Genomic DNA, 24,014 nt, shown 5'->3' with positions numbered 1-24,014 from the left:
GGAGGTAAATGATGAAAGAGACAACACATTTTATTCAAGGCTGCTGGCTTGAAGGTAAAGGCAACACGTTTAGCTCCTATAACCCGGCAACCAATCAACTATTATGGCAAGGGAAAGCAGCAAGCCATGAGCAAATTAATACCGCCGTGCAAAGTGCTCGTGCCGCCTTGTACGAATGGTCAGCAAAAACCTCGCAGCAGCGCATTAATATTATCGAGCGATTTTCAGAAGTATTGAATGAGAAAAAAGAGCACCTCGCCACCACTATCGCGCAAGAAACCGGCAAACCATTATGGGAAAGCCGGACGGAAGTAGCCGCCATGATCGCTAAAGTCGCTATTTCAATCACCGCTTTTCATCAGCGTACTGGTATCACTGAAAATTCACTTGCTGGTACCAAGGCCTTTATTCGCCATAAACCTCATGGCGTTGTCGCTATTTTTGGCCCTTATAATTTTCCTGGCCATTTACCAAATGGCCATATTATTCCAGCGCTAATTGCCGGCAATACCGTGGTCTTCAAACCCAGTGAACTAACCCCTTGGGTCGCACAAGAAACCATAAAACTATGGCAACTTGCCGGTTTACCAAGTCAGGTATTAAATTTAGTGCAAGGCGAAAAAGCCACAGGTCAGGCTCTAGCGCAACATTCCGGTATTGACGGCTTGTTTTTTACCGGCAGTTCAACCACAGGTCATAGCCTACATCAGCAATTTTCAGCACGGCCCGATAAAATACTGGCACTAGAAATGGGCGGTAACAACCCACTGATAGTCAGCCATGTTGACAATATTAAAGCCGCGGTTCACGACATTATTCAATCTGCCTTTATTACTACCGGACAACGTTGTACCTGTGCTCGTCGGCTGTTTATTCGAAATAATACACAAGGTGATGCTATTTTAACTGCCTTAATTAAAGCAACAAAAGCAATAAAGGTCGGTTTTTATAATGATCATGAACAGCCTTTTATCGGCTCGATGATCTCCAAGCATACAGCTGAAGTTATGATAAAAACCCAAACACAATTAATCGCTTTAGGTGCCAAGCCGCTAGTATCTATGGTACATACCAGTGATACCGGTTTTATCACCCCAGGTATCCTCGACGTTAGCGGAATAAAAAATTTACCTGATGACGAATATTTTGGCCCTTTATTACAAGTTTATCGATATGATGAATTAGCACAAGCTGTTGATGAAGCCAATAATACTCGCTTTGGTTTATCTGCTGGTTTATTAGCTGACGATGAAGCAGAGTATGATTACTTTTATCAGCATATTCGCGCCGGTATTATTAACTGGAATAAGCCCTTAACCGGCGCCAGCTCCGCTGCGCCTTTTGGCGGTATTGGTGCCAGTGGTAATCATAGAGCAAGTGCATATTATGCTGCCGATTATTGTAGCTACCCTGTTGCGTCACTTGAAGCTAAAAAAATGAGTTTACCCGAGCAATTAAGCCCAGGCTTACACATCTAACATGATAAAGGCACTGTTATGAACTCAATCACCATTAACGAACTGTTAGCCCGTATATGGCAACAATACTTACAAGTAACTCCGACAGCGGCCAAAATTCATCAGCTACTTGGAAAAGATCAGGTGATTATTAATGATCACATTGCCTTTCGTACTTTTAATTTAGCACGAGTCAATTTAGCCACATTGAGTCAACACTTTATTGCACTGGGTTATGTCGAAAAGGGGCAATATAAATTTAAAGAAAAAAAGCTCTTAGCCAAACATTTTGAACATAGTGACAGTCAGCTACCAAAAATATTTATCAGTGAATTATTAGTCGAGCAATTATCACAAGACAGCCAAATCATCATCAATCAATTAGTAAACCAAATCGATGAATTCATCGTACATCAGGCGGCTGTTTTATATTCTGGTCGCCATTGGCAGCTCAGCTATGCTGACTACCAAACCTTATTATTAGAAAGCGAATACGCCGCTTGGTTAGCCGCTTGGGGCTTTAGAGCTAATCATTTTACTGTCAGTATTAATCACCTTAACCATATTAAAGATGTGGCAGAAATAAACAGCCTACTCAAACAACAAGGTATTAAATTGAATTCATCAGGCGGTGAAATTAAAGGTAACCAGCAGGTTATGTTAGAGCAATCCGCCACTAAAGCAGACCAAGTTCCGCTTGCTTTTAGTGATAGAACAGCGACGATTGCCAGTTGTTTTTATGAATTTGCTAAACGCTATCCGATGAAAAATGGTGAATTATTTCAAGGCTTTGTTGAAGCCTCGGCAGATAAAATATTTGAAAGTACCAATCAAGCCACTGATCAGAAAAAAATATAACCCAATTAATATCTGTATTTTTTCCGTCACTTGTGAAGTGATAAATTTCAGAGTAAAGTAAATAGATAATGTCACTTTTATAATAGTTGTTTATGGTTACTGATTCAGAAGGTTATATTCACATTATTGAGTATTTAACCGAACATTTAAGTTTATTTGAAAGCTCCGCTATTCCAGAAGCTAACGCTCAAACAGTTATCAATGAGCTAGAAGAGCAGCTCGGTGAACAAATTATTGCGGTTTGTACTCAAAACGAAAGCTTAACCTTTAATCAACGTAACACCATTATTCGTGAAATTGACTCAATTATTTCGGATCTAAACGAAATTTTATCTAACGTCATTAACAACCCTGTATCAACAGAACAAAAACAGTTTATTCATGAATTTGCTATGTTAATTAAAAACTTATTTGATACAGAAATACATACCAACCTACCATAATCTTTAATGACGAATAAAAAATATTCCTTTTAAAGTAATTAAATGCGTTTGAGGTAAAAAACAACTAACCCGTTGTGATTTTATCAGCTAAAATGCCGCCGTTATTAACAAGTGAAAAATAGTCTGCACCATTAACGTAAAATAGGTTAAAGTTAATGCCAAATGTATTGCTCAAATTCACTTACATTTTAATATTGAAAAACTAGCGTTGTGGCCAAAAACCACAATTTAAAGATAATTAATTGCTGATATATGTTTTACTTCAGCAAGCTTTTTTTTGAGGAAAAAGCTTTGGTTGCACCATTACCTAAATTAAAACTACATGGTTTTAATAATTTAACTAAAAGTTTAAGCTTTTGTATTTACGATATTAATTATGCTAAAACAGCACAACACCAAAAAGAATATATTGAATATATTGATGAGCAATATAATGCTGATCGATTAACCGATATATTAAAAGAGGTTTGTAATATTATTGGCGCCAACGTACTTAATGTGGCAAGACAAGATTACGACCCTCAAGGTGCCAGTGTTACTATTTTAGTTTCTGAAGAAGAAACCGCGGTCACTGAAAACTTTGATCAAAGTGCGCAACCTGGGCCATTGCCTGATTCTGTTGTTGCTCATTTAGATAAGAGTCACATTTGTGTGCACACTTATCCAGAAAGTCACCCTGTCAATGGCATTTCAACTTTCCGAGCTGACATTGAAGTTTCGACTTGTGGTGTGATCTCACCACTTAAAGCGTTAAACTTTTTGATCCATAGTTTTGACTCAGACATAGTTACGCTTGATTACCGTGTGCGCGGTTTTACTCGTGATATTAATGGTGAGAAACATTATATTGATCACAAAATTAATTCAATTCAGAATTTTTTAACGCCAGATACTTGTGATAACTATCAATTAGTTGATGCCAATGTATATCAAGAAAACTTGTTTCACACCAAAATGATTTTGAAAGAGTTTGATCTAACAAAATATATTTTTGGCTCTGGTATCGATGAATTTACCGAGCAAGAACAAGAAAAAATTAGTACGCAATTAAAGCGTGAAATGCAGGAAATATTTTACGGTAGAAATCTACCTGAAATGTAAAAAATTAATTTCTACATAATAAAAAAGGCTAACCATTTTCACGGTTAGCCTTTTTTGTTTTAGCTAACCCGAGTTCGGGTTAACTAACCTGAACTCGGGATAGCTAGTATATTGTCAGGCGTTATAAATCCGACATCCAATCGAGTTGTTTATTGGCTTCTTGCTTTTTCATCATCAACTGACGAATAAGTGGTGTTAATATTAACTCCATTGCTAAGCCCATTTTACCACCCGGTACTACCAGCGTATTGACTCGCGACATAAATGCGCCATCAATCATGCTTAAATAATATGGAAAATCAACATGCTCAGAGTCACCAAAGCGAATAACTACAAAACTTTCATCTAACGAAGGAATAGCTTTCGCACTAAAAGGATTTGAAGTATCAACAGTCGGTACACGTTGAAAATTAACATGGGTACGTGAAAACTGCGGGGTGATGAACGAGATATAATCTTCCATCGAACGAACAATACTTGCGGTTACTGATTCACGGTTGTGTCCGCGCGTATTAGTGTCACGAACAATTTTTTGGATCCATTCAAGATTTACAATCGGCACCATCCCAATTAATAAATCAACATGGCTAGCAACATTATTTTTTTCGGTGACAACACCACCATGTAACCCTTCATAAAATAATAAATCGGTGCCTTCACCAATATCTTCCCAGGGCGTAAACGTGCCAGGCATTTGATTATAAGGCACAGCTTCGTCAAAAGTATGGAGGTAACGACGCATTTTACCGCGGCCGGTTTCAGAATAATCTTTGAAAAGTTTTTCTAAGGCGTCAAAGTCATTAGCTTGATCACCAAAATAGCTGATATTTCTACCGTCTTCGCGGGCTTTGCGTTTTTCTAAATCCATTTCTTGACGAGAATAACGATGAAAACTATCACCGCCCACTTTTGCACTAGTAATACCTAATGAACGGAAGATATGTTCAAAAGATTCGGTAGTCGTTGAGGTTCCAGCACCAGAGGAGCCAGTGACTGCAATGATCGGATTTCGAGATGACATAAAGTTTACCTATAACAAGCGAGTTTAGTTTATACGGTGAAAGTGTTTTCAGGTCAAGTTTATGCTTATTTAACAATAAACAAAACGTACTCCCAAAAATGTTTAAAGAGTACGTTTTATTGGCTTTTATTGACTTATAGCTAAGTTAACTGGCTATATTAACGATAAATTAGATTTTTTCATCTTAAGCTATTTGTCTTTTCTCCACTTTTTTAAATAACCGAAAGCGACTAAAAACGCCTTTAATATCTTCAATAATAATATACAAACTCGGAATTAATATTAGCGTTACCACCGTAGCAAATAAAACCCCAAATGCTAAAGACACCGCCATAGGGATCACCATTTGTGCTTGCAAGCTGGTTTCCAACATAATCGGCACTAAGCCAATAAAGGTAGTAATTGAGGTTAATAAAATCGCTCTAAATCGCTGACAACCAGCATGAATTACCGCTTCGGATAACTTCACACCATTGAGTCGAGTTTTATTAATATAATCCACCATTACTAACGAATCATTAACCACGACGCCAGAAGCGGCAATAATGCCAAAAATTGAGAAGTTGTTAAGATCCATACCTAATAAAACATGGCCTAAAGTTGCGCCAATCACGCCAAATGGAATAACCGTCATGATCATGATCGGCTGGCTATATGATTTTAACGGCACTGCTAATAACGTAAAAATAACCAATAACGACAATATAAAGTTTTTACTTTGTTCATTAGCGCTGTCTATTTCTTCTTGAATGCGGCCAGTCACTTCACTTTTAACTAACGGGTATTCTCTTAATAACTGTGGAATAAAGTTATCACGAATATCTTGTGCTAACTTAAAAGGTTCAACCTGACTCGCATCGACATTGCCCCAAATATTAATGGTGCGATTACCATTTTCACGGCGAATATTACTCACCCCTTGCTTAACATGAATATCAGCCACTTCCGATAGCGGGAGCTCAGTACCATTTTTAGCAATGATCACCACATCATCAACATGTGCCATAGCGTTGCGTTCTTCATTGGGGTAACGCACCATCACTTTAATTTCTTCGCCATCGCGCAAAATTCGCTGTGCTTCAAGCCCATAAAAGCTATAACCCACTTGCGAAGCAATATCCGCTAACGTTAAACCTAAACTGTAAGCCAAAGGCTTTAAAGTAAACTGAATTTCTTTTGAGCTGGTTTCTCGGCTGTCGTTAACATCGCCAACCCCTTGCATACTTTTTAGCTTAACTTTTAAGGCTTTGGCCGCCGCTAATAATTGTCTATCGTCTAAACTTTCTAAACGAAAACCAATATCACCCGAATCTCTGTCGTTACCAAAAATATTTTCCTGTATTTCAAAGCGTTCAACACCCGGTAATTGTGGTATTGCCGTACGCCAGCGCTCAGCTAATTCAAATGGGCTGATCGGGCGAATGTTTTCATCCACTAATTTCACCATAATTTGTGCCCGATTTTTACCGCGTAAATCCACTTGAATATCTGAAGTCATGCCCTTGCCATACTCGCTGACAATTTGTTTTTCAACGTTAGCTAAAATCGACTCTACCGTTTGCACCGTATTTAATGTGGCTTGCTCAGCCGAATCTAAATTCATTTGAATATTAATACGTGGAAAGTCATGAGGAATTTTAGGTTGGCCAACATAGCGTAAAATACCGCCATTAAATAAACCGGCACTGATCAATAAAATACTAATAAAAAACGCTAATACGCCATAGCGATAATGCACACATTTGGTGATCAGTGGTTGATAAAAATGATGAATTACATGTTTTACCCCGCGATCAATGTTACTGCGCAGACGATCTAAAACATTATTGCTATTTTCCGGTTTAACTTTCATTTTCACCAAATGCGCCGGCAAAATCAGCTTAGACTCGATCAGTGAAAAAATTAAACATAAGATCACCACACCACCTATTGCTTTACCCACGGCAGACTCCGGTCCATCCCCCATCAAAAAAGGAATAAAAGCAGCAATGGTGGTTAAAACACCAAAGGTGGCTGGCATGGCAACACGTTGCACACCACGAATAACACTTTCAGGCGAATGACCACTTTTTTCAATTTCTGCATGGGCACTTTCCCCCATCACAATGGCGTCATCAACCACAATGCCTAACACTAAAATAAAGGCGAACAAGCTAGTAATATTTATCGTGACTGAAACCATCTCGGTTGGCATTAAGAATAAAGTGCCTAAAAAACAAACCGGCAAGCCCATCATCACCCAAAACGCCAAACGAATACGTAAAAATAATGCCAGCATTAAAAACACTAATACAGCACCACTTTTCATATTGTCGATCATCATATTCAAACGACCTTCAAGGTAATAAGTGAGATCAACCCAAGTTTCTAAATTCACTCCTTCAGGTAATTCATGTTGTTTTTCCGCAATGAATTTTTTCACCACCTCAGCAACATTAGTAATGTCTTGATCACTAGCGGCACCAATAAAAAAACTGACCGAGTTTTGGCCATTAAATTTCGAATACTGAATTCCATCCCATAAACCATCATCAACCCTTGCTACATCACCTAATAACACTTGGCTACCATCAGCTAAAGTCAGTACTGGAATATTTTCAAACTGGTAGCCACGATATGCTTGGTTTTCTACACGTAAATTAATATAACCATTCTCTGCCCGAATTTGGCCAGCCGACATATTACGAGACGATTGGCGAATAGCGCCAGCCACCTGTTGGAAAGTTAAATTGTACTCACGTAACTTATCTTTACTCACCTCAATGGAAATTTCATAGCCTAAACCACTATAAAAATCACTGATATTTACCGATGGCAGTTGTTGAATTTCTTTGTGAATGTTAAGCCCGAGTGCTTTTAAGTCTTGATGCTCTAGTTCGCCATATAAACTAATGTACATCACTTCTTGACGATACTTTATCCGCGTAACTTGTACTTTTTCCATGCCGTCAGGAAAGCTTGAAATTGCATCTATTTGCGCTTTCACTTCTTCTAACACCACTTGCGGCTCGTAGGCTTGTGCAACCCGCACATAAGCGGCAGAATAACCACGATAAGATTCGGTAATAATACGATCTAAACCTTGCACACTTTCAAGTGCTTGCTCAATTTTTAAAGTAATACCTTCTTCTACTTCTTGTGGCGCGGCACTTGGGTATGCAACGCCAACTTTAAGCCAGTTAATTTCAACCTGTGGGAACATTTGTTTACTAATGGTGCCTGCCGTTAACAAACCACCAATAATAATAAATAACATTAATAAATTGGCTGCCACACTATTACGGGCAAACCAAGCGATAAGACCTTTATTGGTTGCATCATCTGATGTCATTTTAGGTAAGTTAGCCATTACTTACTCCTTAACTTGAGCAAGTTCAGTGGTTACAACATCTTGGTCGACGGGGTCATCATGTTGTTCGGTCGGTTTTGCTAACGCCAGTTGCATCCCATTTAACGGATAATTTAACGCAGAGGTGATCATTAAATCCCCCTCTTTTAAACCCTTGCTAACAATCACATTACGACCATCTTGGCGAATAATATCAACATCAACAAAACGTAGCTTGTTGTCCTCATCTAAGACAGCAACCCCGTTATCAGATAATAAATAGCGCGGTATAACAGCAACATCTTGCACTTTTTTCCCTGAAATTTGAGCATTAACATAAGCGCCAAAACGAATCGCTTTTTTATTGTCTTTAAGCCCATAAGGGTCAACTACTTGGGCGACTAGGTAATTCATTCTACTGGTGCTATCAATAACGCCCTCACTGCGAATAATACGCGCCTGCCATTGAGTTTTTTCACCTGCAAAGTTACCGGTTAAGGTGACTTTGGCAGTAACACCTTGGTTTAATAAATAACGCAGTTGGTTTTCAGCCACAGGTAAACGAATTTCAGCAACGTCAGTTGCCAAAACCTTACCTATTTTATTTCCGGTAGAAATATATGAACCTAAACCAACGTGTCTGGTTTCAATCATGGCATCATACGGGGCGATAATTTCGCTTCGCTCTAAATTACGCTGCGCAATCAATACGCCAGCTTCAGCCGCTTTTACATGAGATAATTCTTTCGCCAGTTGCGGTTTACGTAAACTTAATTCGGTAGGTGTACCATTTTTGATATGTTGCCACTCACTTTCAGCGACCTTGCCATGAGCAATTTCTTGTTTTAATGAAGCTTTAGCTGAGGCTAACTTTGCCTGTGCATCAATTAACTGAGCTTGATAATCCGTTGGATCTATTTTGGCTAAAACATCGCCTTTTTTAACAAAGCCACCTCGCACAAAGTGCTCAGATAACTCAACAATTTCACCACTCACCTGAGCCACTAACTCGGTTTCATATTTAGGGCTAACCACACCATGTGATTCAACATCCAATGACACCGGCGTTAAAGTAATAGCCTGTACTGAAACAATGGGGGTATTATCAACTTTCGGTTTTTCTTCTGGCGGCTTTTTCATACCTGAAAATACAAAAAATGCGCTAACGCCCATCACCAAAATAACGAGCGGTAATAATATTTGCTTTTTCCTTGTCACAACTTTGTCCTCAAGATATTTTTTAGTAACTTAGCAATTACAAATAATACGCCTAAAAGTCAAAGTAAGTAAAAAAAACCTTATCGCAATAAATTTACCTTATTAAACAGTAAATTAAAAAAATCATCAGTAAATAAATAAAACTTTAAAAATGACTAGAAAAAACCTACGTTGGTTAAATTAACTAATTTTTAAACTTTTATAAAAATATTTCGTTTATATAACCAATATAACACCAACCACTGGATAAATATCATCAGCACTAACAAACAAAATTGCTGCATAGCGACTGAAAAATTCGATAACAAACCCGCAAATAAACTGTTAGTGGTATAACGCCAATCAATTAAGCTGGTCGCTAAATAAACCACAATTGAGTTAACCCCAATAACAGCAAAAAAACGCGCAAATTTTTGCCATTTTAAAACATCAATTAAACCGTAAAAAAGCGTTAAAGCCAGTACGCTATAACCTAAAGTGACTAAAACAAAACTGCTACTCCATAAGGTTTTATTAATGGGAAAAAAGCTATGCCATGTGTAGCCTGCAGCTAATAAAATAATCGCGAATAAGGTTAAGCGTGTTAATAAAAACAACGGCTTAGCACTATACTTTTTAAGGTAACGACCAACAAATACGCCAACCAGTGCATTCACAATTGATGGTATATTCGATAACAGCCCTTCAGGGTCTATCGCCAAATTTTGATAACGCACACCGGGTAATAAATGTAAATCAAACCAAGCATTCAAAGCCCCCGTTGAGGAATAATCACCACCACCGTAGTCACCAATAGTGACAAAACGTAATAGCAGCCAATAACCTAATAAAATCGCAACTGCGACTAACCATTGAGATTTTTCACTTAAATACCAAACACATAAACTAGCAACAAAACCAGCAATCGCGATGCGGCCTAACACGCTAACATAGCGAATTTCATCCATTGCTGCCGGTATGCCTGTTCCCCAACCATGGTTGTAAACAATGCCTAACAGGCACAATAACACCAAGCGTTTACTCGCTTTTAGCTGCAGCTGAAATTGTTGCGGTTGAGGGTAATGTGCTAATGGTTTAGCCGACAAACCTAAGCTAATACCCGATAAAAATATAAATAACGGAAAAATAATGTCGTATGCCGTTATACCGTGCCACTGGCTATGTAGCATTTGCTCAGCTAAAACACTAAAAACTGACCAACCGGTTAATAAAAATAATGCTGCAAACAGCCCTTCTGCACCTAAAATCCAAATCATGTCGAAACCACGAAGGGCATCAATAGATAAAAGCCGCGCTTTGTTTGAAGGCGGATTAACCGTTTGCTGATTACTGTTCGTCATAATCATTCCCACTTAAAAAAATAACCCTATCGAGTTTTCGCTAGATAAATGACATCGCTGTCATTTATCTAGCGAAGTATCTATTGATGAGAACAAAAATGCAAATAATCTCTTGTGGCTAAACAGCGTTAAAAAAGCTGATATAAACCAATACCGCTTATTAGCAATAAGACACAGCCCAACAAGCGATAAAATTTCGCTTGTTCACCCGCTAATAAACGCTGATGAAAGTGCAAACCAATAAAATGGCCAACGGTTGCTGCTGGTAATAACCACAAATGATGAATAAGTTGCAGATCAATGCCTAAATAAACAAACATCGACATTTTTATGGTCACTAATACAAACCATAAAACAAACAAGGTATCACGTAGCTGATATTTATTTACGTGATTAGCAATTACCGCAATAATTAATGGCGCGCCAATCAAGCTGGTACCGCTAATATAACCACCTAACATGAGAAACAGCACATCTAACCAAGGCTTATTACTGGTAAATGGTTTATTCAAAATATAGGTAATGGCATAACAGCTAACAATCGCAAAAATAATGGTACTCATTACCGTTGTAGGTAGGGTTAATAAGCCAAACACACCGATCAGTTTTGGAATAATAATAATACTGAAGGCATATTTTAAATAAGGCCAATTAATTGATGTTTGCGCTTGTTGTGCTTCGCCGGCGGACATTTTTTGTTGTTTGATGTAACGAGTAACAACCGTTGCCGAAGAAAAAATTAATAAATGCACGGCAATTAATGGTAAGTACACAAGCGGCTGATTATCAATTAATAATAAAAACGGTAAAGACAATACGGCGCCACCAAAACCTAAGCCTGAACGGACAAAACCACTCCAAACAAATACCAGCGCAATCAGCAAATATTGAATAACACTTAAATCAGCCATCAAACAAAGATCCTTCAAATAAAAACCTGCGCATTATAAAGACATTATGGCTATAAGCTAATGACATTTATTCGCTAGCCGAGTATTCTTGGCAACAAATTTCTTTGATAGCTAGCGAAATATGAAACTATTTGTATATGACCATTGTCCCTACTGTGTTCGCGCACGTATGCCTTTTGCGATGAAAAATATCCCGTTAGAGCTTGTGGTGTTACCTAATGATGACGAAGCCACACCGATTGCCATGATCGGCGCAAAAGTTTGTCCAATATTAGAAAAAGCAGATGGCTCGTTTCTGGGCGAAAGTATGGATATTGTCACTTACTTAGATGAACTTGACGGTAACCCCATCTTTGCACCTTCAGCTAATCGTCAAGATTTAGCAAACTGGATAAAAGACAACAGTGTTTTGTTTAGACAGTTACTTTACCCACGTTGGGTTAAAGCTCCGTTAGGCGAGTTTCAAAGCCAAAGTGCACGTGATTATTTTCAAAACAAAAAAGAAAAAGACATTGGCTCATTTGCCGAAGCCTTGGCTAACACGCCAAGCTATCAAGCAGAATTAGAAGCACAATTATTAAACCTTGAGCCGCTACTGCATAGCGAGCAAAGTGTTAACCCAAGTTTATCGCTTGACGACATTGATGTTTTTGGCCGTTTACGGTCTATAACCTTAATTAAGGGTTTAGCCATTCCGGCAAAAATTCGTGCTTATATTGATTATTTTTCAGCAAAAACTAAGATCCCCACTTACGATCATATTGCGCAATAATCGTTTTTTAAGTTATTAACTTAATCTCTTTTTAAAGGCGATAAGCATAAGTTTATCGCCTTTTCTCTTGAAAGAAGCTTGCTTGCAGTGACTCGATTAAGGTATATTGCTGACGATCACTGAATTATGCAATTAGCATAATCAATGATCCTAGACTTGTCGGAGTGCCAAAAGGCTGAGATCGCGAAAGCGGGATCCGTAGAACCTGATTCAGATTAGCATCTGCGAAGGGAACAAGAGAGTAACTTCTTACTTCATGTTACTCCTCGTTTATACACCCTACTGAGTAAATAATATTTTATTATTCATTCAGTAAAAGCCAAAAATAAAGCTAACAGCTTAAGCATCACTCCGCCTAATTTATTTACTTTAAAAAGTTTAAACATCAGGTGAGAGACACATGAGTATTGATTCAACCAAGGCCGATAACAACGCGCCTGCGACCCGACGTGAAAAACGTGAAGCTGCCGCAGCTTTTCTTAAAAACGTTTCAGATCAGTCATTTCCAAATTCTAAAAAAGTTTACGTGCCTGGCAAAATTCACGATATTAAAGTAGGTATGCGTGAAATCACCTTAACCGACACTTTATTACCAGGCAGTGATAAAAATAATCCACAGTATGAAAAAAACGAACCTTTATGTGTTTATGACACTTCTGGTTTTTATACTGATGAAAACGTAGAAATAGACGTTCACAAAGGTATTCCGCGTTTACGCCAAAGCTGGATTGAAGGTCGTGATGATGTTGAATACTTAGACTCAAAAACCTCTGTCTATACCCAACAACGTTTAGCTGACGAAGGGTTAGATCATTTACGCTTTGAACACCTACCAAAAGTACTTCGCGCTAAAAAAGGCAAAAACGTTACCCAAATGCATTACGCGCGCCAAGGTATTATTACTCCTGAAATGGAATATATTGCCATTCGTGAAAACCTTAAACGTGAAGAAGTTAAAGACGCCATCTTAACCCAGCAGCACAAAGGTCAGTCTTTTGGTGCTAGCATTCCAGAGCAAATTACCCCTGAATTTGTTCGTGATGAAGTTGCTCGTGGTCGCGCTATTATTCCAGTAAACATTAACCATCCTGAATGTGAGCCGATGATCATCGGTCGTAACTTTTTAATTAAAGTGAACGCCAACATTGGTAATTCAGCGGTGACTTCAAGCATTGAAGAAGAAGTTGAAAAACTAGTATGGTCTGCCAAATGGGGCGCAGATACAGTTATGGATTTATCAACTGGTCGTAACATTCATGAAACCCGTGAATGGATTTTACGTAACTCGCCAGTGCCAATTGGTACTGTGCCAATTTACCAAGCATTAGAAAAAGTAAACGGTGTTGCAGAAGACCTAACATGGGAAATTTTCCGCGATACGTTAATTGAACAAGCCGAACAAGGTGTTGATTATTTCACTATTCACGCCGGTGTATTATTACGTTATGTACCAATGACGGCGAAGCGTGTTACCGGTATAGTTTCTCGTGGTGGTTCAATTATGGCGAAATGGTGTTTAGCACACCATAAAGAAAACTTTTTATACACTCACTTTGAAGACATTTGTGAAATTTTAAAACAATACGATGTCTCGTTCTCTTTAGGTGATGGTTTACGTCCTGGCTCTGTCGCTGATGCGAACGATGAAGCACAATTTTCTGAATTACGTACTTTAGGCGAATTAACAAAGATCGCTTGGAAACATGACGTGCAAACGATTATTGAAGGCCCAGGTCACGTTCCACTTCACATGATCAAAGAAAACATGGAAGAGCAGCTTGAGCATTGTGGCGAAGCGCCTTTCTACACATTAGGGCCACTAACTACAGATATTGCGCCAGGTTATGATCATATTACCTCAGGTATTGGTGCCGCTAATATTGGTTGGTACGGTTGTGCCATGCTTTGTTATGTAACGCCAAAAGAGCATTTAGGCCTACCAAACAAAGAAGATGTTAAAGAAGGTTTAATGACCTATAAAATTGCCGCCCATGCTGGTGATTTAGCTAAAGGTCACCCAGGTGCTCAAATTCGTGATAACGCGATGAGTAAAGCACGTTTTGAATTCCGTTGGTACGATCAATTTAATATCGGTTTAGACCCAGAAAGAGCCAAAGCCTACCACGATGAAACGTTACCGCAAGAATCAGGTAAAGTAGCGCATTTCTGTTCAATGTGTGGTCCTAAGTTCTGTTCAATGAAAATATCACAAGAAGTACGTGATTATGCGGCAGAGCAAGACTCTCACAATAAAATAGAAATACAGTTATTGGATGAAACCATTGTTTTAGATGCCAGTGAAGCGCAAGCGGAAATGGAAAAAGGCATGGCTGAAAAGTCAGCTGAATTTAAAGCAACCGGTAGTGAAATTTATCATCCAGCCAAATAACGGCTAGGGTCTATTGAACTTTGTTTATATTTTCAGCAATCGGCTATTTTAAGTGATAGCACAGCAGAATGAAGGTTGTTTGCTTATTCCAAATGCGTGAATTCCAAATGAGTGAAATTCTAATGCAGCTAGCGCACAAAATAGCCATTGCACTATGCACTGAGGGCTGAGGCTAAAATCGCTTTACTGGGCGTTAAAAATTATTGGTTTAGTTGACTAAACAACATAATTTCAGCCTTGATTAAAACGATTTTCTCTCTCAGCTGAATTATTAAAAGAAGATAAACAGACCCTAGATAACGAGTATTAATAAACATGATCAAAACAATCGCCGTTGTCGGTGCAGGTTTAATGGGCAGATTAGTAGCGTTATCGCTTGTCAGGCAAGGCTACCAAATCACCTTGTTTGATAAAGATAATAAACAAGCTAAAAACAGCGCAGCCTATGCTGCTGCGGGCCTGTTAACTCCGCTTGGTGAAGCACCACAATGTGAGAAAAACATTGTGGCAATGGGCTTTGCCAGCTTAAAACTGTGGCCTGATATTTTAGCGAGCCTAGAAAAGCCGGTATTTTTTCAGCAGCAAGGTTCATTATTAGTAAGTCATGAACAAGACCACGGCGACTATCAGCGTTTTGATCGGTTTATTAAGCGTTATTACCCTGAGCACAAAATTGACAACTTAAATCGCAGTCAGCTACTCGCTTTAGAGCCCGAGCTAAGTCGTTCGTTTCATCACGGTATTTCATTACCTGAAGAAGGACAAATAGATAACTTAGCCTTATTAGATGCACTTGCCCATGATATTAATAAAACCACAATCACTTGGTGTGATAACACCTATGTTGAAAAAATGCAGCAAGAGCAACAGCAAGGACATAGTGTTTATTACCGCCAGCAACAAGCGAATAGCCAAGGTGATTTACAAAAGCTTGATGTTGATTTAGTGATTGATTGTCGTGGCATTGGCGCGAAAAAAACAGCAAGTGGTGAACAAGATAATCATTCATTAAATGGCTTACGCGCCGTTCGGGGTGAAGTATTTAAGCTTTATGCCCCTGATGTGAAAATCACTCGTCCGATCCGTTTAATGCATCCGCGTTATCAACTTTATATCGCCCCGAAAGGCGATGGCCGCGTTTCCGTGGGGGCAACACAAATAGAAAGTGAAGACTGCTCACCAATCACCGTACGCTCAGCCATGGAATTATTAAGCGCCACTTACAGTGTTTGCTCTGGATTTGCCGAAGCCAATATTGTTGAACAAATTAGCCAATTACGACCCGCATTTGCTGATAACCAGCCAAAAATATTGGCAAACAATCACCTTATTCAAGTAAATGGTTTGTATCGCCATGGGTATTTAATTTCACCCGTGGTATTACAACAAGTATTAGCGTTAGTAGCTTTAATTCAAAACAACAAGCCACTGAATAGCCCTTGTTGTTACTCTGACTTATTGCCTATTAGCTTACTTGATGAACAAGTTATTGATAACAAACTAGCTTCTTAACTTAGGTTAACTCGCTAAATTTAAAGTAAAAAGTTGTATTTAAAATGAACGTTTTTATTAATGGTAACACTTACCTACTTGCCGCAGAAACATCCCATACGGTTGCTGCTGCACTTGAACTTTTTTTAACTGAGCAACAAACGCAAACCAGTTTTGCTGTCGCGTTAAATGGCCAGTTTGTTAGCAAAGCCACTTATCAAAGCACAGCGCTGAAAGAAAATGACGCGCTTGATATTTTATTTCCCATTGTTGGAGGCTAAAACATGCCATTAACATCGCCACTGAATATTTATGGTCAAACGTTAAATAGTCGATTATTAATTGGTACTGCTTTATATGCATCGCCAGATATTATGAAACAGGCTATTTTAGCCAGCCAGTCGCAAGTACTAACACTTTCTTTAAAAAGACAAAACCCAGCAGAAAATGCCGGTAATAATATTTGGCAATATATCCAAGATATCGTTAAGCAAAACAATGGCTTTTTATTGCCAAATACTGCCGGTTGTAAAACCGCTAACGAAGCAATAAACCTAGCACAAATGAGTCGTGAAATTTTTCAAACCAACTGGATAAAACTTGAAACGGTTGGTGATGATTACAACTTACAACCCGATCCTATTGAGTTATTAACCGCAACGGAAGCTTTGATTAAAGACGGCTTTAAGGTACTGCCTTACGTTACTGATGACTTGGTCATGTGTCAGCGTTTATACGATTTAGGCTGTGAAGTGATCATGCCATGGGCCTCACCTATTGGCACAGGTAAAGGGTTGATGAACCCTTATAATTTAGAAACTATTCGTGCTCGCCTACCTGATGCCACACTGATTTTAGACGCTGGTATTGGTAAGCCATCGGATGCCTGTTTAGCCATGGAGATGGGTTATGATGCGGTATTATTAAATAGTGCTGTTGCCCTAGCTGACAACCCTGTTTTAATGGCACAAGCTTTTGCTAATGCTTTAAAGGCAGGTGAACAAGCATACTTAGCTGGCATTATGGCTGAGCGCCAAACGGCGCACCCAAGTACCCCCACTTTAGACAGCCCTTTTTGGCACCAAAATTAATGAATAACGACAAATTGCCAAGTAGTTATCACTAATACCAATCCGAATAAGAAAGTACCCGCTTAGCGAGAATTTCTTTATACGGATCGGTATTATACTTGGCTAGCCACTTTAATATACTTTGCCTTTTAAAGTAAAAGCGACTGATTAACCACAGCTTTTTAGTTACAATGCGGATCTTGAATATTCATTAAACAACCTGCACTCGGGATAAGAAATTAGCTAACAATATGAAATACATATACTTTTGATATTTCAGCAGCTCTAGCTTGATATTTTTTCTTAAGACAAGGGAGATTTGAGCGTCAATAGCGGGTCTATTGCATCAAATTTAACCCAGCAATAAGGAAAAACAGCGGCTAGAAAGCAAGTTGTTATCCCAAGTACAGGTTAAATACTACGGAATTAAGTTGAATGCTAAAAGAGCAAAAACAGTTTAGCGCATTGCTAGCTTTATTATTGTTATCAGGCTTTATGGTAACCAGTTGGTTAAGTTATCAAGTGGCTATTAATTCATTAGAAACACATATTTCAAATGATGCTTTACCACTAACTGGCGATAATATTTACTCCGAAATTCAACAAGATTTATTCAAACCTATTTTTATTTCATCATTAATGGCGCAAGATACCTTTGTTCGTGATTGGAAATTAAATGGTGAAAGATCACCAGAAAAAGTATCAAAATACTTAAAAGAAATTCAACAAAAATATCATACCCTGACCAGCTATTTTGTCAGCGATGGCACCTATAATTATTACCATTCGAAAGGCACACTTAAGCAAGTATCACCAAATGACCCTCAAGATGACTGGTATTTTTCATTTAAAAATACGCCTGCCGAACAACACTATGAAATAAACATTGATCAAGACACCGCCAATCCTTCAGTTATGGCCGTTTTTGTTAATTATAAAGTTTATGATTACGACAATAATTTTATTGGTATTACAGGCGTAGGCTTAGCATTAAATACGGTAAAAGAGCTAATAGAAAGTTACCAGCAGCGCTATCAACGTACCGTTTATTTTACTGATAAAACAGGAAAAATCACTTTACATGGCGACATGTTTACCAACGTTCAGCAACTCGCCCAGCGCGTCAATGATAATGACCTTGCTAACGACGTGCTAACTAACAACACAAACACCCTATATTATTTGAATAATGGTAATAAGATTTACCTTAACAGCCGGTTTATCGAAGAATTTAATTGGTATTTAATTGTAGAGCAAGATGTTAATAGCAGTGAAAAACAACTAACTGATGCTTTTATTGTTAATATTTTATTGAGTATTTTAGTTACGGCAGGCGTGTTATTAATAGCCCATATTGCCTTTAGCCGTTATCAACAAAATTTAGTGACTATGGCAAGTACTGATAAATTATCAGGATTACTTAACAGGCAAGCATTTGAGCCGATTATTTTAAATAATATTGAACATGCTAAAAGAAAAAACAAACCACTAACGTTAATGTTATTAGACATCGATGACTTTAAAAAAGTTAACGATACTTATGGTCATTTAACGGGGGATAAAGTCATTCAAACCGTTGCCAATGCTTGCCAAATCAATACCCGCGATTGTGATGCCATATGCCGATGGGGTGGTGAAGAGTTTATCGTTTTACTGGCTGACACTAGTATTGAAGGCGCAAAAGATGTGGCTCAACGTATACAAGCTAGTTTACTCACTAATAATGTCTCTCCCAAAGTCACCATGAGCTTTGGTATAACCCATTACATTACCGAAGAACATCTCGACAGCTTTTTAAAGCGAGCTGATGATGCACTTTATCAAGCGAAAAAAAATGGTCGTAACCGAATTGAAATAGCGACTGTTTAAATAACAGCGCATTAAACAGATAATAATTTTTTATAAGAGTATTCACTAAATGACAACAAAATTTCTTCCTAACAAACCGGTAATTTGGACGATATCAGGCAGCGACTGCTCAGGTGGTGCTGGCATAGCTGCTGATATTAAAACCGGCCACGTCTTAGGTTGTGAAGTTTGTCATTTAACTACCGCAAATACAGTGCAAAATGCTAAACAGTTAGTTGCAGTAAATCCGGTTGCTGTAGATATTCTTCAGCAACAAGCTAGCTGCTTATTAGAAGATAAAACACCACAAGTAATAAAATTTGGTTTAATTGCCAACCGTGAACAAATACATTGGTTAATCGATTTACTTGCTAGCATTAAAGTCAACATACCCACATTAAAAGTTATTTATGATCCCGTTGGCCAAGCTTCTGTTGGTGGTAAATTTTCAGCATTAAATAGCACAGATTTATTACCACTATTACCTTATATTGATATTATCACGCCAAATACACTCGAAGCTAAACAGCTGGCGAGCTTGCCTTTAAATAATGATCCGTTAACAGCACAAACGCTCGCTGAAAATATTCAACAATTAGGTGTTAATACGGTGATCATTAAAGGAGGCCATCCTCTAACTGATGACCCAAGTGACCCTAGTTTAGCGAACCAACCGGCTCCCCCTTGTGTAGATTATTGCTTACACCGCTTAACTGACGCTGACTCAAGTAAAATGAGCCAAGATGAAACCATAAGCTATGGCCTCAATTCACCACGTATCAATACCGACTATAGTCATGGTGGCGGTTGTAGTTTTGCCAGTGCCCTCGCCGCTTTTAGCGCCCACGGTTATTTAGTGCGTGACGCTTTTACGTTAAGTAAAGCTTTTATCAATCAAGGCTTAACCGCCAATATCGGCAAACTAGAATATTATGGCGCTTTTGAGCAAACTTCGTGGCCAACACAAACGCAACACTTCCCGGTGATCACGAGCGAAATAACCGATAAATACCAAGCTTTACCGGCTTTTAATTCGCTAGGTTTAAACCGAAAAGAGGCTAATACAGCCAACAATAAATTAGGCTTATACCCAGTAATTGACTCACTTTATTGGCTTGAACGATTATTGCCGCTTAAGCTGAATATTATTCAGCTGCGAGTTAAAAACAAAACGGCACAAGAGCTAGATGTTATTATTAAACAAGCCGTTGAGCTTAATAAGCAGTATCCACAAACGCGCTTATTTATTAACGATTATTGGCAATTAGCGATTAAGCACGGCGCTTATGGTGTACATATTGGCCAAGAAGATTTAATGACCGCAGATCTAGCACAAATTCAACAAGCAGGCTTACGTTTAGGCATTAGTACCCACGGCTGTTATGAGTTTTTATTAGCGCAGCAGCTACAACCTTCTTACCTTGCCATTGGTGCAATATTTCCGACCAAAACCAAAGACATGACCGGACAAATTCAAGGCATTAAAAACTTAACCGAAACTTTGCAACTTGCCACGCACATTCCTGTGGTCGCCATTGGTGGTATTAACCATCAACGTGCGGTAGAGGTATTAGCAACCGGTGTTGATAGCATAGCGGTTGTCACCGCCATCACCGAAGCTGAAAACCCCGAAGATTCTGTTGCTTTATTTAACCAACTTATTGCCGAAAGTTAATCCAGTTACCGTAACGCCTCTTGCACTAAGCCATACAGATAGGTATTCTACGCGGCCTTTTTTAAACGATTAAACGGCAAGAATTAACATGGCTTCAGACTATATTGGCTTTGATTACGGCACTTCAAACTGTGCAGTTGGCATAATGAACAATGGCCAGCCCGAAATACTATCATTAGGTGAGCATGGTCGATTTATTCCTTCAACCTTGTATGCACCTAGTCGCGATATTATTAGTCATTGGCTTTATCAACAATTACCTGCAGCAGAACAAGCCCAGTTTAAAACTGAACGCAGCCTTGCCTTACAAAAAGGCCAAAATGCCTTACGAGAACTAAAACTTGACGGTATTCCAACCGATTTATCTTTTGGCAAGCCAGCACTTGCTAGTTACTTAGATGAACCTGAAGAAGGTTATTACATCAAATCGCCAAAATCATTTTTAGGTGCTAGCGGTTTAGTGGATGCACAAATACATCTGTTCGAAGATATTGTTGCTGCCATGATGAGTAATATCAAAACCTTAGCTGAGCAAGCTAAACAAGGTGATATCAACAAAACCGTGATCGGCCGTCCAATTAACTTCCAAGGTTTAAAAGGGGAAGAAAGTAATCAACAAGCTATCAAGGTATTAACCAATGCCGCCAAAAGAGTAGGTTTTAAAGAAATAGAATTTCAATATGAACCAGTCGCCGCAGGTTTTGAATATGAAGCCTCATTAACTCAAGAAACACGCGTATTAGTCGTTGATATTGGTGGTGGTACTACCGATTGCTCCATGTTGTTAATGGGCCCTGAGCACATCACTAAAACCACACGCCATGAGCAATTGTTAGCGCATAGTGGTATTCGTATTGGTGGTAACGATTTTGATATTCGTATAGCACTCAAAGGCATCATGCCAAGCTTAGGGATGAACAGTTTATTAAAAACCGGTAAGCCGATGCCAGTGAATAACTTTAGCCGAGCGGTGGCTATTAATAACATTAATGAGCAAACCGAGTTTTATAGCCAAAAAAATCGTCGTGAGTTATTACTTTTACAGCGTGATGCTGTCGAAGCAGATGTATTTTCTCGGTTAATTAAAGTACATGATCATAAACTCAGTTATCGCTTAGTGAACGGCGCTGAACAGGCTAAAATTGCTTTAACTGACCATGACAAACAAACCATCAAGCTAGATGATTTATCGGAAAACTTAACGGTGGAGGTTTCTCGTCAATTAATGCGTGAGGCAAGCACCAACCAATTAACACAAATTGGCCAAATGATGCATGAAGCAGTACAACAAGCAAATTGCCAACCCGATGTAATTTTTGTTACTGGCGGTACCGCAAAGTCACCCGTACTAAGCCAGTTTTTAACTGAACAAATGCCGAATACCCCCATTATTATTGGTGATCATTTTGGTAGTGTTACCGTTGGTTTAGCACGTTGGGCTGAGCGGGTTTTTGCTTAACGACAAAGCAAATCACATCATTTAAAGTTATTGTCTTTATGTAATAGCGCATGCTTTTTATACGCCATATCAGATTTTAATATGTGCTTAGCTAACCAATTGTACAAAAACATACCTATTTTATGGTGAACATCAAGATTATAGTGATCGAGTTTTTGCTGTATGTAGCTAAACTTTTCTCTTAATGCTTGATGCTTTCCAATGTGCGCTTCAATTTCTGGGTAATTGATTTGTTTTAAAATGCGTTCTTCCGTTTCAAAATGCAAACTAATATAAGATGATAAATTTTGAAAAACAGTCACTGCCGCTTGTTTACCTTCCTGATGAAAAAATTCATTGATCATGGTAAACAATAATTTATGTTGCTCATCCAACTCTAGGTGTCCAACTGAATATGCTTTAATCCATTTAATTTCATCATTGTTATCATCATGACTACGCTGAATTATTTCTATAGGGTTTTTAAGTGCTTCGTTTACTGTTTTTAAAATGCTGCTTTTTTTCGAAGGTTTAATTAAATAACCACTTAACCCTAATGGGATCCACCGTTTTATCAATGCTTTATCTCGTGCATGAGTATAAGCAATAATAGGCACATTATTTCCTAGGTTACGAATAGCCTTACTAATTTCAATACCGTTAAGACCGGGTAAATCATAAGCAAGCAACAACACATCAGGATTAAAGTTTGCTATTTGTTTTAATACCTCTTTGCCATCATTAACTAAGCAATATTCAAATGCTGTTTCAACAAATATTTCTTCAAGTACACGAACATAAAGTTCAGAAGGCTCTGCAATTAATATTTTATAACCGCTATTTTTCTTCGATAAAAAGTCTGTATTAATTGTATTTAGCTGGTTAAGTTTTTTAGTGTTTATAGCTACTGAAGAGTTTAATTTTTCATTAGTATTCTGCTCTATTTCCGTTTTAGCATTTTTATGATGTTCTTTTATTTGAGCAAGCTGGTCTAAAACCCCTTCTATATCAGCAGCCACATTACCGTTCATATTTTTTAAATACTTATCAATAATGAGTTTAATTTCTTCACAAGCATGGTTATTTTGAATAACTTCCTCTATCGCTAACAAAATATCATCGCCACACTTTTTCACTTCAACTAAAAAGTTATTTTTCAAAGCTATGCCATGCTCAATACAAGAGGCTAATTCATCTTCCCCTGCGCTAGCGAGTTTGTTTAAACTTGATTTTTGTTGGTTAGAAATTAATTTCAGCTCTTTTTGTATGATTAAAGGCAAGCGAAACGCTTCGTGCATTGGGTTAATAATCACGTAATTATCGAATAAACCATTTTCACAAGCTAAATAGGCATGCGCAGCTTCTCGATTATTTACCAAAATAATCGCACTATGGGGCGCTATGTTATTTTCATATTCTTCTAAATAATCAATATAAAATTGAATAGTATGTTTAATATTATTTGATGAAAGCAATACCACTTTAGCCTTCATATTCGTAATATTGTGTAATTTTTCAGGATCAAATAGATAACTTTTAAATTGTAGCTTTAAAGGTAAGATTTGTTGAATCACAGGTTCAACAATTTCATGATCTTGATAAAGTAAAACAACATCGGGTTGATGAAAAGTGGTGATGGCTTTCTTCATAAATA

General features: G+C 38.2%; 18 protein-coding genes and 1 riboswitch. Of the genes, 12 read left to right on the top strand and 6 right to left on the bottom strand.

Annotated features, from left to right (window positions below; translation table 11 throughout):
- The first annotated feature begins 11 nt into the window (after positions 1–11).
- The 4 genes from astD to speD all read left to right on the top strand — a co-directional run bounded on the left by astD (position 12) and on the right by speD (position 3,859).
- Entirely contained in the window at positions 12–1,478 is a 1,467-nt protein-coding gene (astD, locus tag ACSLUO_RS01500) for a succinylglutamate-semialdehyde dehydrogenase (protein WP_448246156.1), read from the top strand.
- 18 nt (positions 1,479–1,496) lie between these two features.
- Positions 1,497–2,315 carry a DUF1338 domain-containing protein gene (locus ACSLUO_RS01495; RefSeq protein ID WP_448245548.1) on the top strand — a complete coding sequence of 273 codons (819 nt, stop codon included), beginning with the start codon at positions 1,497–1,499 and terminating at the stop codon, positions 2,313–2,315.
- A 92-nt stretch (positions 2,316–2,407) separates the two neighbouring features.
- Entirely contained in the window at positions 2,408–2,758 is a 351-nt protein-coding gene (locus ACSLUO_RS01490) for a DUF3802 family protein (protein WP_448245547.1), read from the top strand.
- Positions 2,759–3,049: 291 nt separating this feature from the next.
- Positions 3,050–3,859, top strand: coding sequence for an adenosylmethionine decarboxylase (gene speD, locus ACSLUO_RS01485; RefSeq protein WP_448245546.1), 810 nt, complete (start codon positions 3,050–3,052; stop codon positions 3,857–3,859).
- Between the two features lie 121 nt (positions 3,860–3,980).
- Here speD and ACSLUO_RS01480 read toward each other — a convergent pair whose 3' ends face one another.
- The 5 genes from ACSLUO_RS01480 to ACSLUO_RS01460 form a co-directional block, all read right to left on the bottom strand.
- Positions 3,981–4,880 (bottom strand): phosphoribulokinase, encoded by a 900-nt coding sequence (locus ACSLUO_RS01480; protein ID WP_448245545.1) that lies wholly within the window; start codon positions 4,878–4,880, stop codon positions 3,981–3,983.
- 184 nt (positions 4,881–5,064) lie between these two features.
- Positions 5,065–8,229: an efflux RND transporter permease subunit gene (locus tag ACSLUO_RS01475; RefSeq protein ID WP_448245544.1), complete on the bottom strand. Its 3,165-nt coding sequence runs from the start codon at positions 8,227–8,229 to the stop codon at positions 5,065–5,067.
- 3 nt (positions 8,230–8,232) lie between these two features.
- A complete protein-coding gene (locus ACSLUO_RS01470; protein ID WP_448245543.1) occupies positions 8,233–9,426 on the bottom strand; it encodes an efflux RND transporter periplasmic adaptor subunit in 1,194 nt (397 codons plus the stop codon).
- Between the two features lie 191 nt (positions 9,427–9,617).
- Complete coding sequence (gene nagX / locus ACSLUO_RS01465) at positions 9,618–10,766, bottom strand: transmembrane glucosamine N-acetyltransferase NagX (protein WP_448245542.1); 1,149 nt, start codon at positions 10,764–10,766, stop codon at positions 9,618–9,620.
- 128 nt (positions 10,767–10,894) lie between these two features.
- Positions 10,895–11,677 (bottom strand): TSUP family transporter, encoded by a 783-nt coding sequence (locus ACSLUO_RS01460; RefSeq protein WP_448245541.1) that lies wholly within the window; start codon positions 11,675–11,677, stop codon positions 10,895–10,897.
- A 121-nt stretch (positions 11,678–11,798) separates the two neighbouring features.
- Between ACSLUO_RS01460 and grxB the strand changes: the two genes are divergently transcribed.
- The 8 genes from grxB (at position 11,799) to yegD (ending at position 22,381) form a co-directional block, all read left to right on the top strand.
- A complete protein-coding gene (gene grxB / locus ACSLUO_RS01455; protein WP_448245540.1) occupies positions 11,799–12,449 on the top strand; it encodes a glutaredoxin 2 in 651 nt (216 codons plus the stop codon).
- 150 nt (positions 12,450–12,599) lie between these two features.
- A riboswitch (TPP riboswitch) is annotated at positions 12,600–12,699 on the top strand.
- Between the two features lie 150 nt (positions 12,700–12,849).
- Positions 12,850–14,838, top strand: a complete 1,989-nt coding sequence (gene thiC / locus ACSLUO_RS01450; protein WP_448245539.1) for a phosphomethylpyrimidine synthase ThiC — start codon at positions 12,850–12,852, stop codon at positions 14,836–14,838.
- Between the two features lie 315 nt (positions 14,839–15,153).
- Entirely contained in the window at positions 15,154–16,350 is a 1,197-nt protein-coding gene (locus tag ACSLUO_RS01445) for an FAD-dependent oxidoreductase (RefSeq protein ID WP_448245538.1), read from the top strand.
- A gap of 44 nt (positions 16,351–16,394) precedes the next feature.
- The gene (gene thiS / locus ACSLUO_RS01440) at positions 16,395–16,610 is read left to right on the top strand and encodes a sulfur carrier protein ThiS (protein WP_448245537.1); all 216 of its coding nucleotides are present in this window, start codon (positions 16,395–16,397) and stop codon (positions 16,608–16,610) included.
- A 3-nt stretch (positions 16,611–16,613) separates the two neighbouring features.
- On the top strand, positions 16,614–17,420 hold the full coding sequence (locus ACSLUO_RS01435) for a thiazole synthase (protein ID WP_448245536.1): 807 nt from the start codon (positions 16,614–16,616) through the stop codon (positions 17,418–17,420).
- 414 nt (positions 17,421–17,834) lie between these two features.
- Positions 17,835–19,268: a sensor domain-containing diguanylate cyclase gene (locus tag ACSLUO_RS01430; protein WP_448245535.1), complete on the top strand. Its 1,434-nt coding sequence runs from the start codon at positions 17,835–17,837 to the stop codon at positions 19,266–19,268.
- 49 nt (positions 19,269–19,317) lie between these two features.
- Positions 19,318–20,922: a thiamine phosphate synthase gene (gene thiE / locus ACSLUO_RS01425; RefSeq protein WP_448245534.1), complete on the top strand. Its 1,605-nt coding sequence runs from the start codon at positions 19,318–19,320 to the stop codon at positions 20,920–20,922.
- Positions 20,923–21,010: 88 nt separating this feature from the next.
- A complete protein-coding gene (yegD, locus tag ACSLUO_RS01420; protein ID WP_448245533.1) occupies positions 21,011–22,381 on the top strand; it encodes a molecular chaperone in 1,371 nt (456 codons plus the stop codon).
- 17 nt (positions 22,382–22,398) lie between these two features.
- Here the strand turns inward: yegD and ACSLUO_RS01415 are convergent, their stop codons facing one another.
- Positions 22,399–24,009: a bacteriohemerythrin gene (locus ACSLUO_RS01415; RefSeq protein WP_448245532.1), complete on the bottom strand. Its 1,611-nt coding sequence runs from the start codon at positions 24,007–24,009 to the stop codon at positions 22,399–22,401.
- Positions 24,010–24,014 lie beyond the last annotated feature (5 nt).

The sequence above is a fragment of the Thalassotalea agariperforans genome (assembly GCF_053470345.1).
The sequence above is the reverse complement of the archived record's forward strand: the minus strand, read 5'-3'. Positions and strand labels throughout refer to the sequence as shown.

What these genes read in the sequence shown, in the direction of transcription:
- ACSLUO_RS01475 (WP_448245544.1), bottom strand. Translation starts at nt 8,229, where the DNA reads ATGGCTAACTTACCTAAAATGACATCAGATGATGCAACCAATAAAGGT.
- ACSLUO_RS01430 (WP_448245535.1), top strand. Translation starts at nt 17,835, where the DNA reads ATGCTAAAAGAGCAAAAACAGTTTAGCGCATTGCTAGCTTTATTATTG.
- ACSLUO_RS01490 (WP_448245547.1), top strand. Translation starts at nt 2,408, where the DNA reads ATGGTTACTGATTCAGAAGGTTATATTCACATTATTGAGTATTTAACC.
- ACSLUO_RS01460 (WP_448245541.1), bottom strand. Translation starts at nt 11,677, where the DNA reads ATGGCTGATTTAAGTGTTATTCAATATTTGCTGATTGCGCTGGTATTT.
- ACSLUO_RS01480 (WP_448245545.1), bottom strand. Translation starts at nt 4,880, where the DNA reads ATGTCATCTCGAAATCCGATCATTGCAGTCACTGGCTCCTCTGGTGCT.
- astD (WP_448246156.1), top strand. Translation starts at nt 12, where the DNA reads ATGAAAGAGACAACACATTTTATTCAAGGCTGCTGGCTTGAAGGTAAA.
- nagX (WP_448245542.1), bottom strand. Translation starts at nt 10,766, where the DNA reads ATGACGAACAGTAATCAGCAAACGGTTAATCCGCCTTCAAACAAAGCG.
- ACSLUO_RS01495 (WP_448245548.1), top strand. Translation starts at nt 1,497, where the DNA reads ATGAACTCAATCACCATTAACGAACTGTTAGCCCGTATATGGCAACAA.
- ACSLUO_RS01445 (WP_448245538.1), top strand. Translation starts at nt 15,154, where the DNA reads ATGATCAAAACAATCGCCGTTGTCGGTGCAGGTTTAATGGGCAGATTA.
- yegD (WP_448245533.1), top strand. Translation starts at nt 21,011, where the DNA reads ATGGCTTCAGACTATATTGGCTTTGATTACGGCACTTCAAACTGTGCA.
- ACSLUO_RS01435 (WP_448245536.1), top strand. Translation starts at nt 16,614, where the DNA reads ATGCCATTAACATCGCCACTGAATATTTATGGTCAAACGTTAAATAGT.
- grxB (WP_448245540.1), top strand. Translation starts at nt 11,799, where the DNA reads ATGAAACTATTTGTATATGACCATTGTCCCTACTGTGTTCGCGCACGT.
- thiE (WP_448245534.1), top strand. Translation starts at nt 19,318, where the DNA reads ATGACAACAAAATTTCTTCCTAACAAACCGGTAATTTGGACGATATCA.
- ACSLUO_RS01415 (WP_448245532.1), bottom strand. Translation starts at nt 24,009, where the DNA reads ATGAAGAAAGCCATCACCACTTTTCATCAACCCGATGTTGTTTTACTT.
- thiS (WP_448245537.1), top strand. Translation starts at nt 16,395, where the DNA reads ATGAACGTTTTTATTAATGGTAACACTTACCTACTTGCCGCAGAAACA.
- thiC (WP_448245539.1), top strand. Translation starts at nt 12,850, where the DNA reads ATGAGTATTGATTCAACCAAGGCCGATAACAACGCGCCTGCGACCCGA.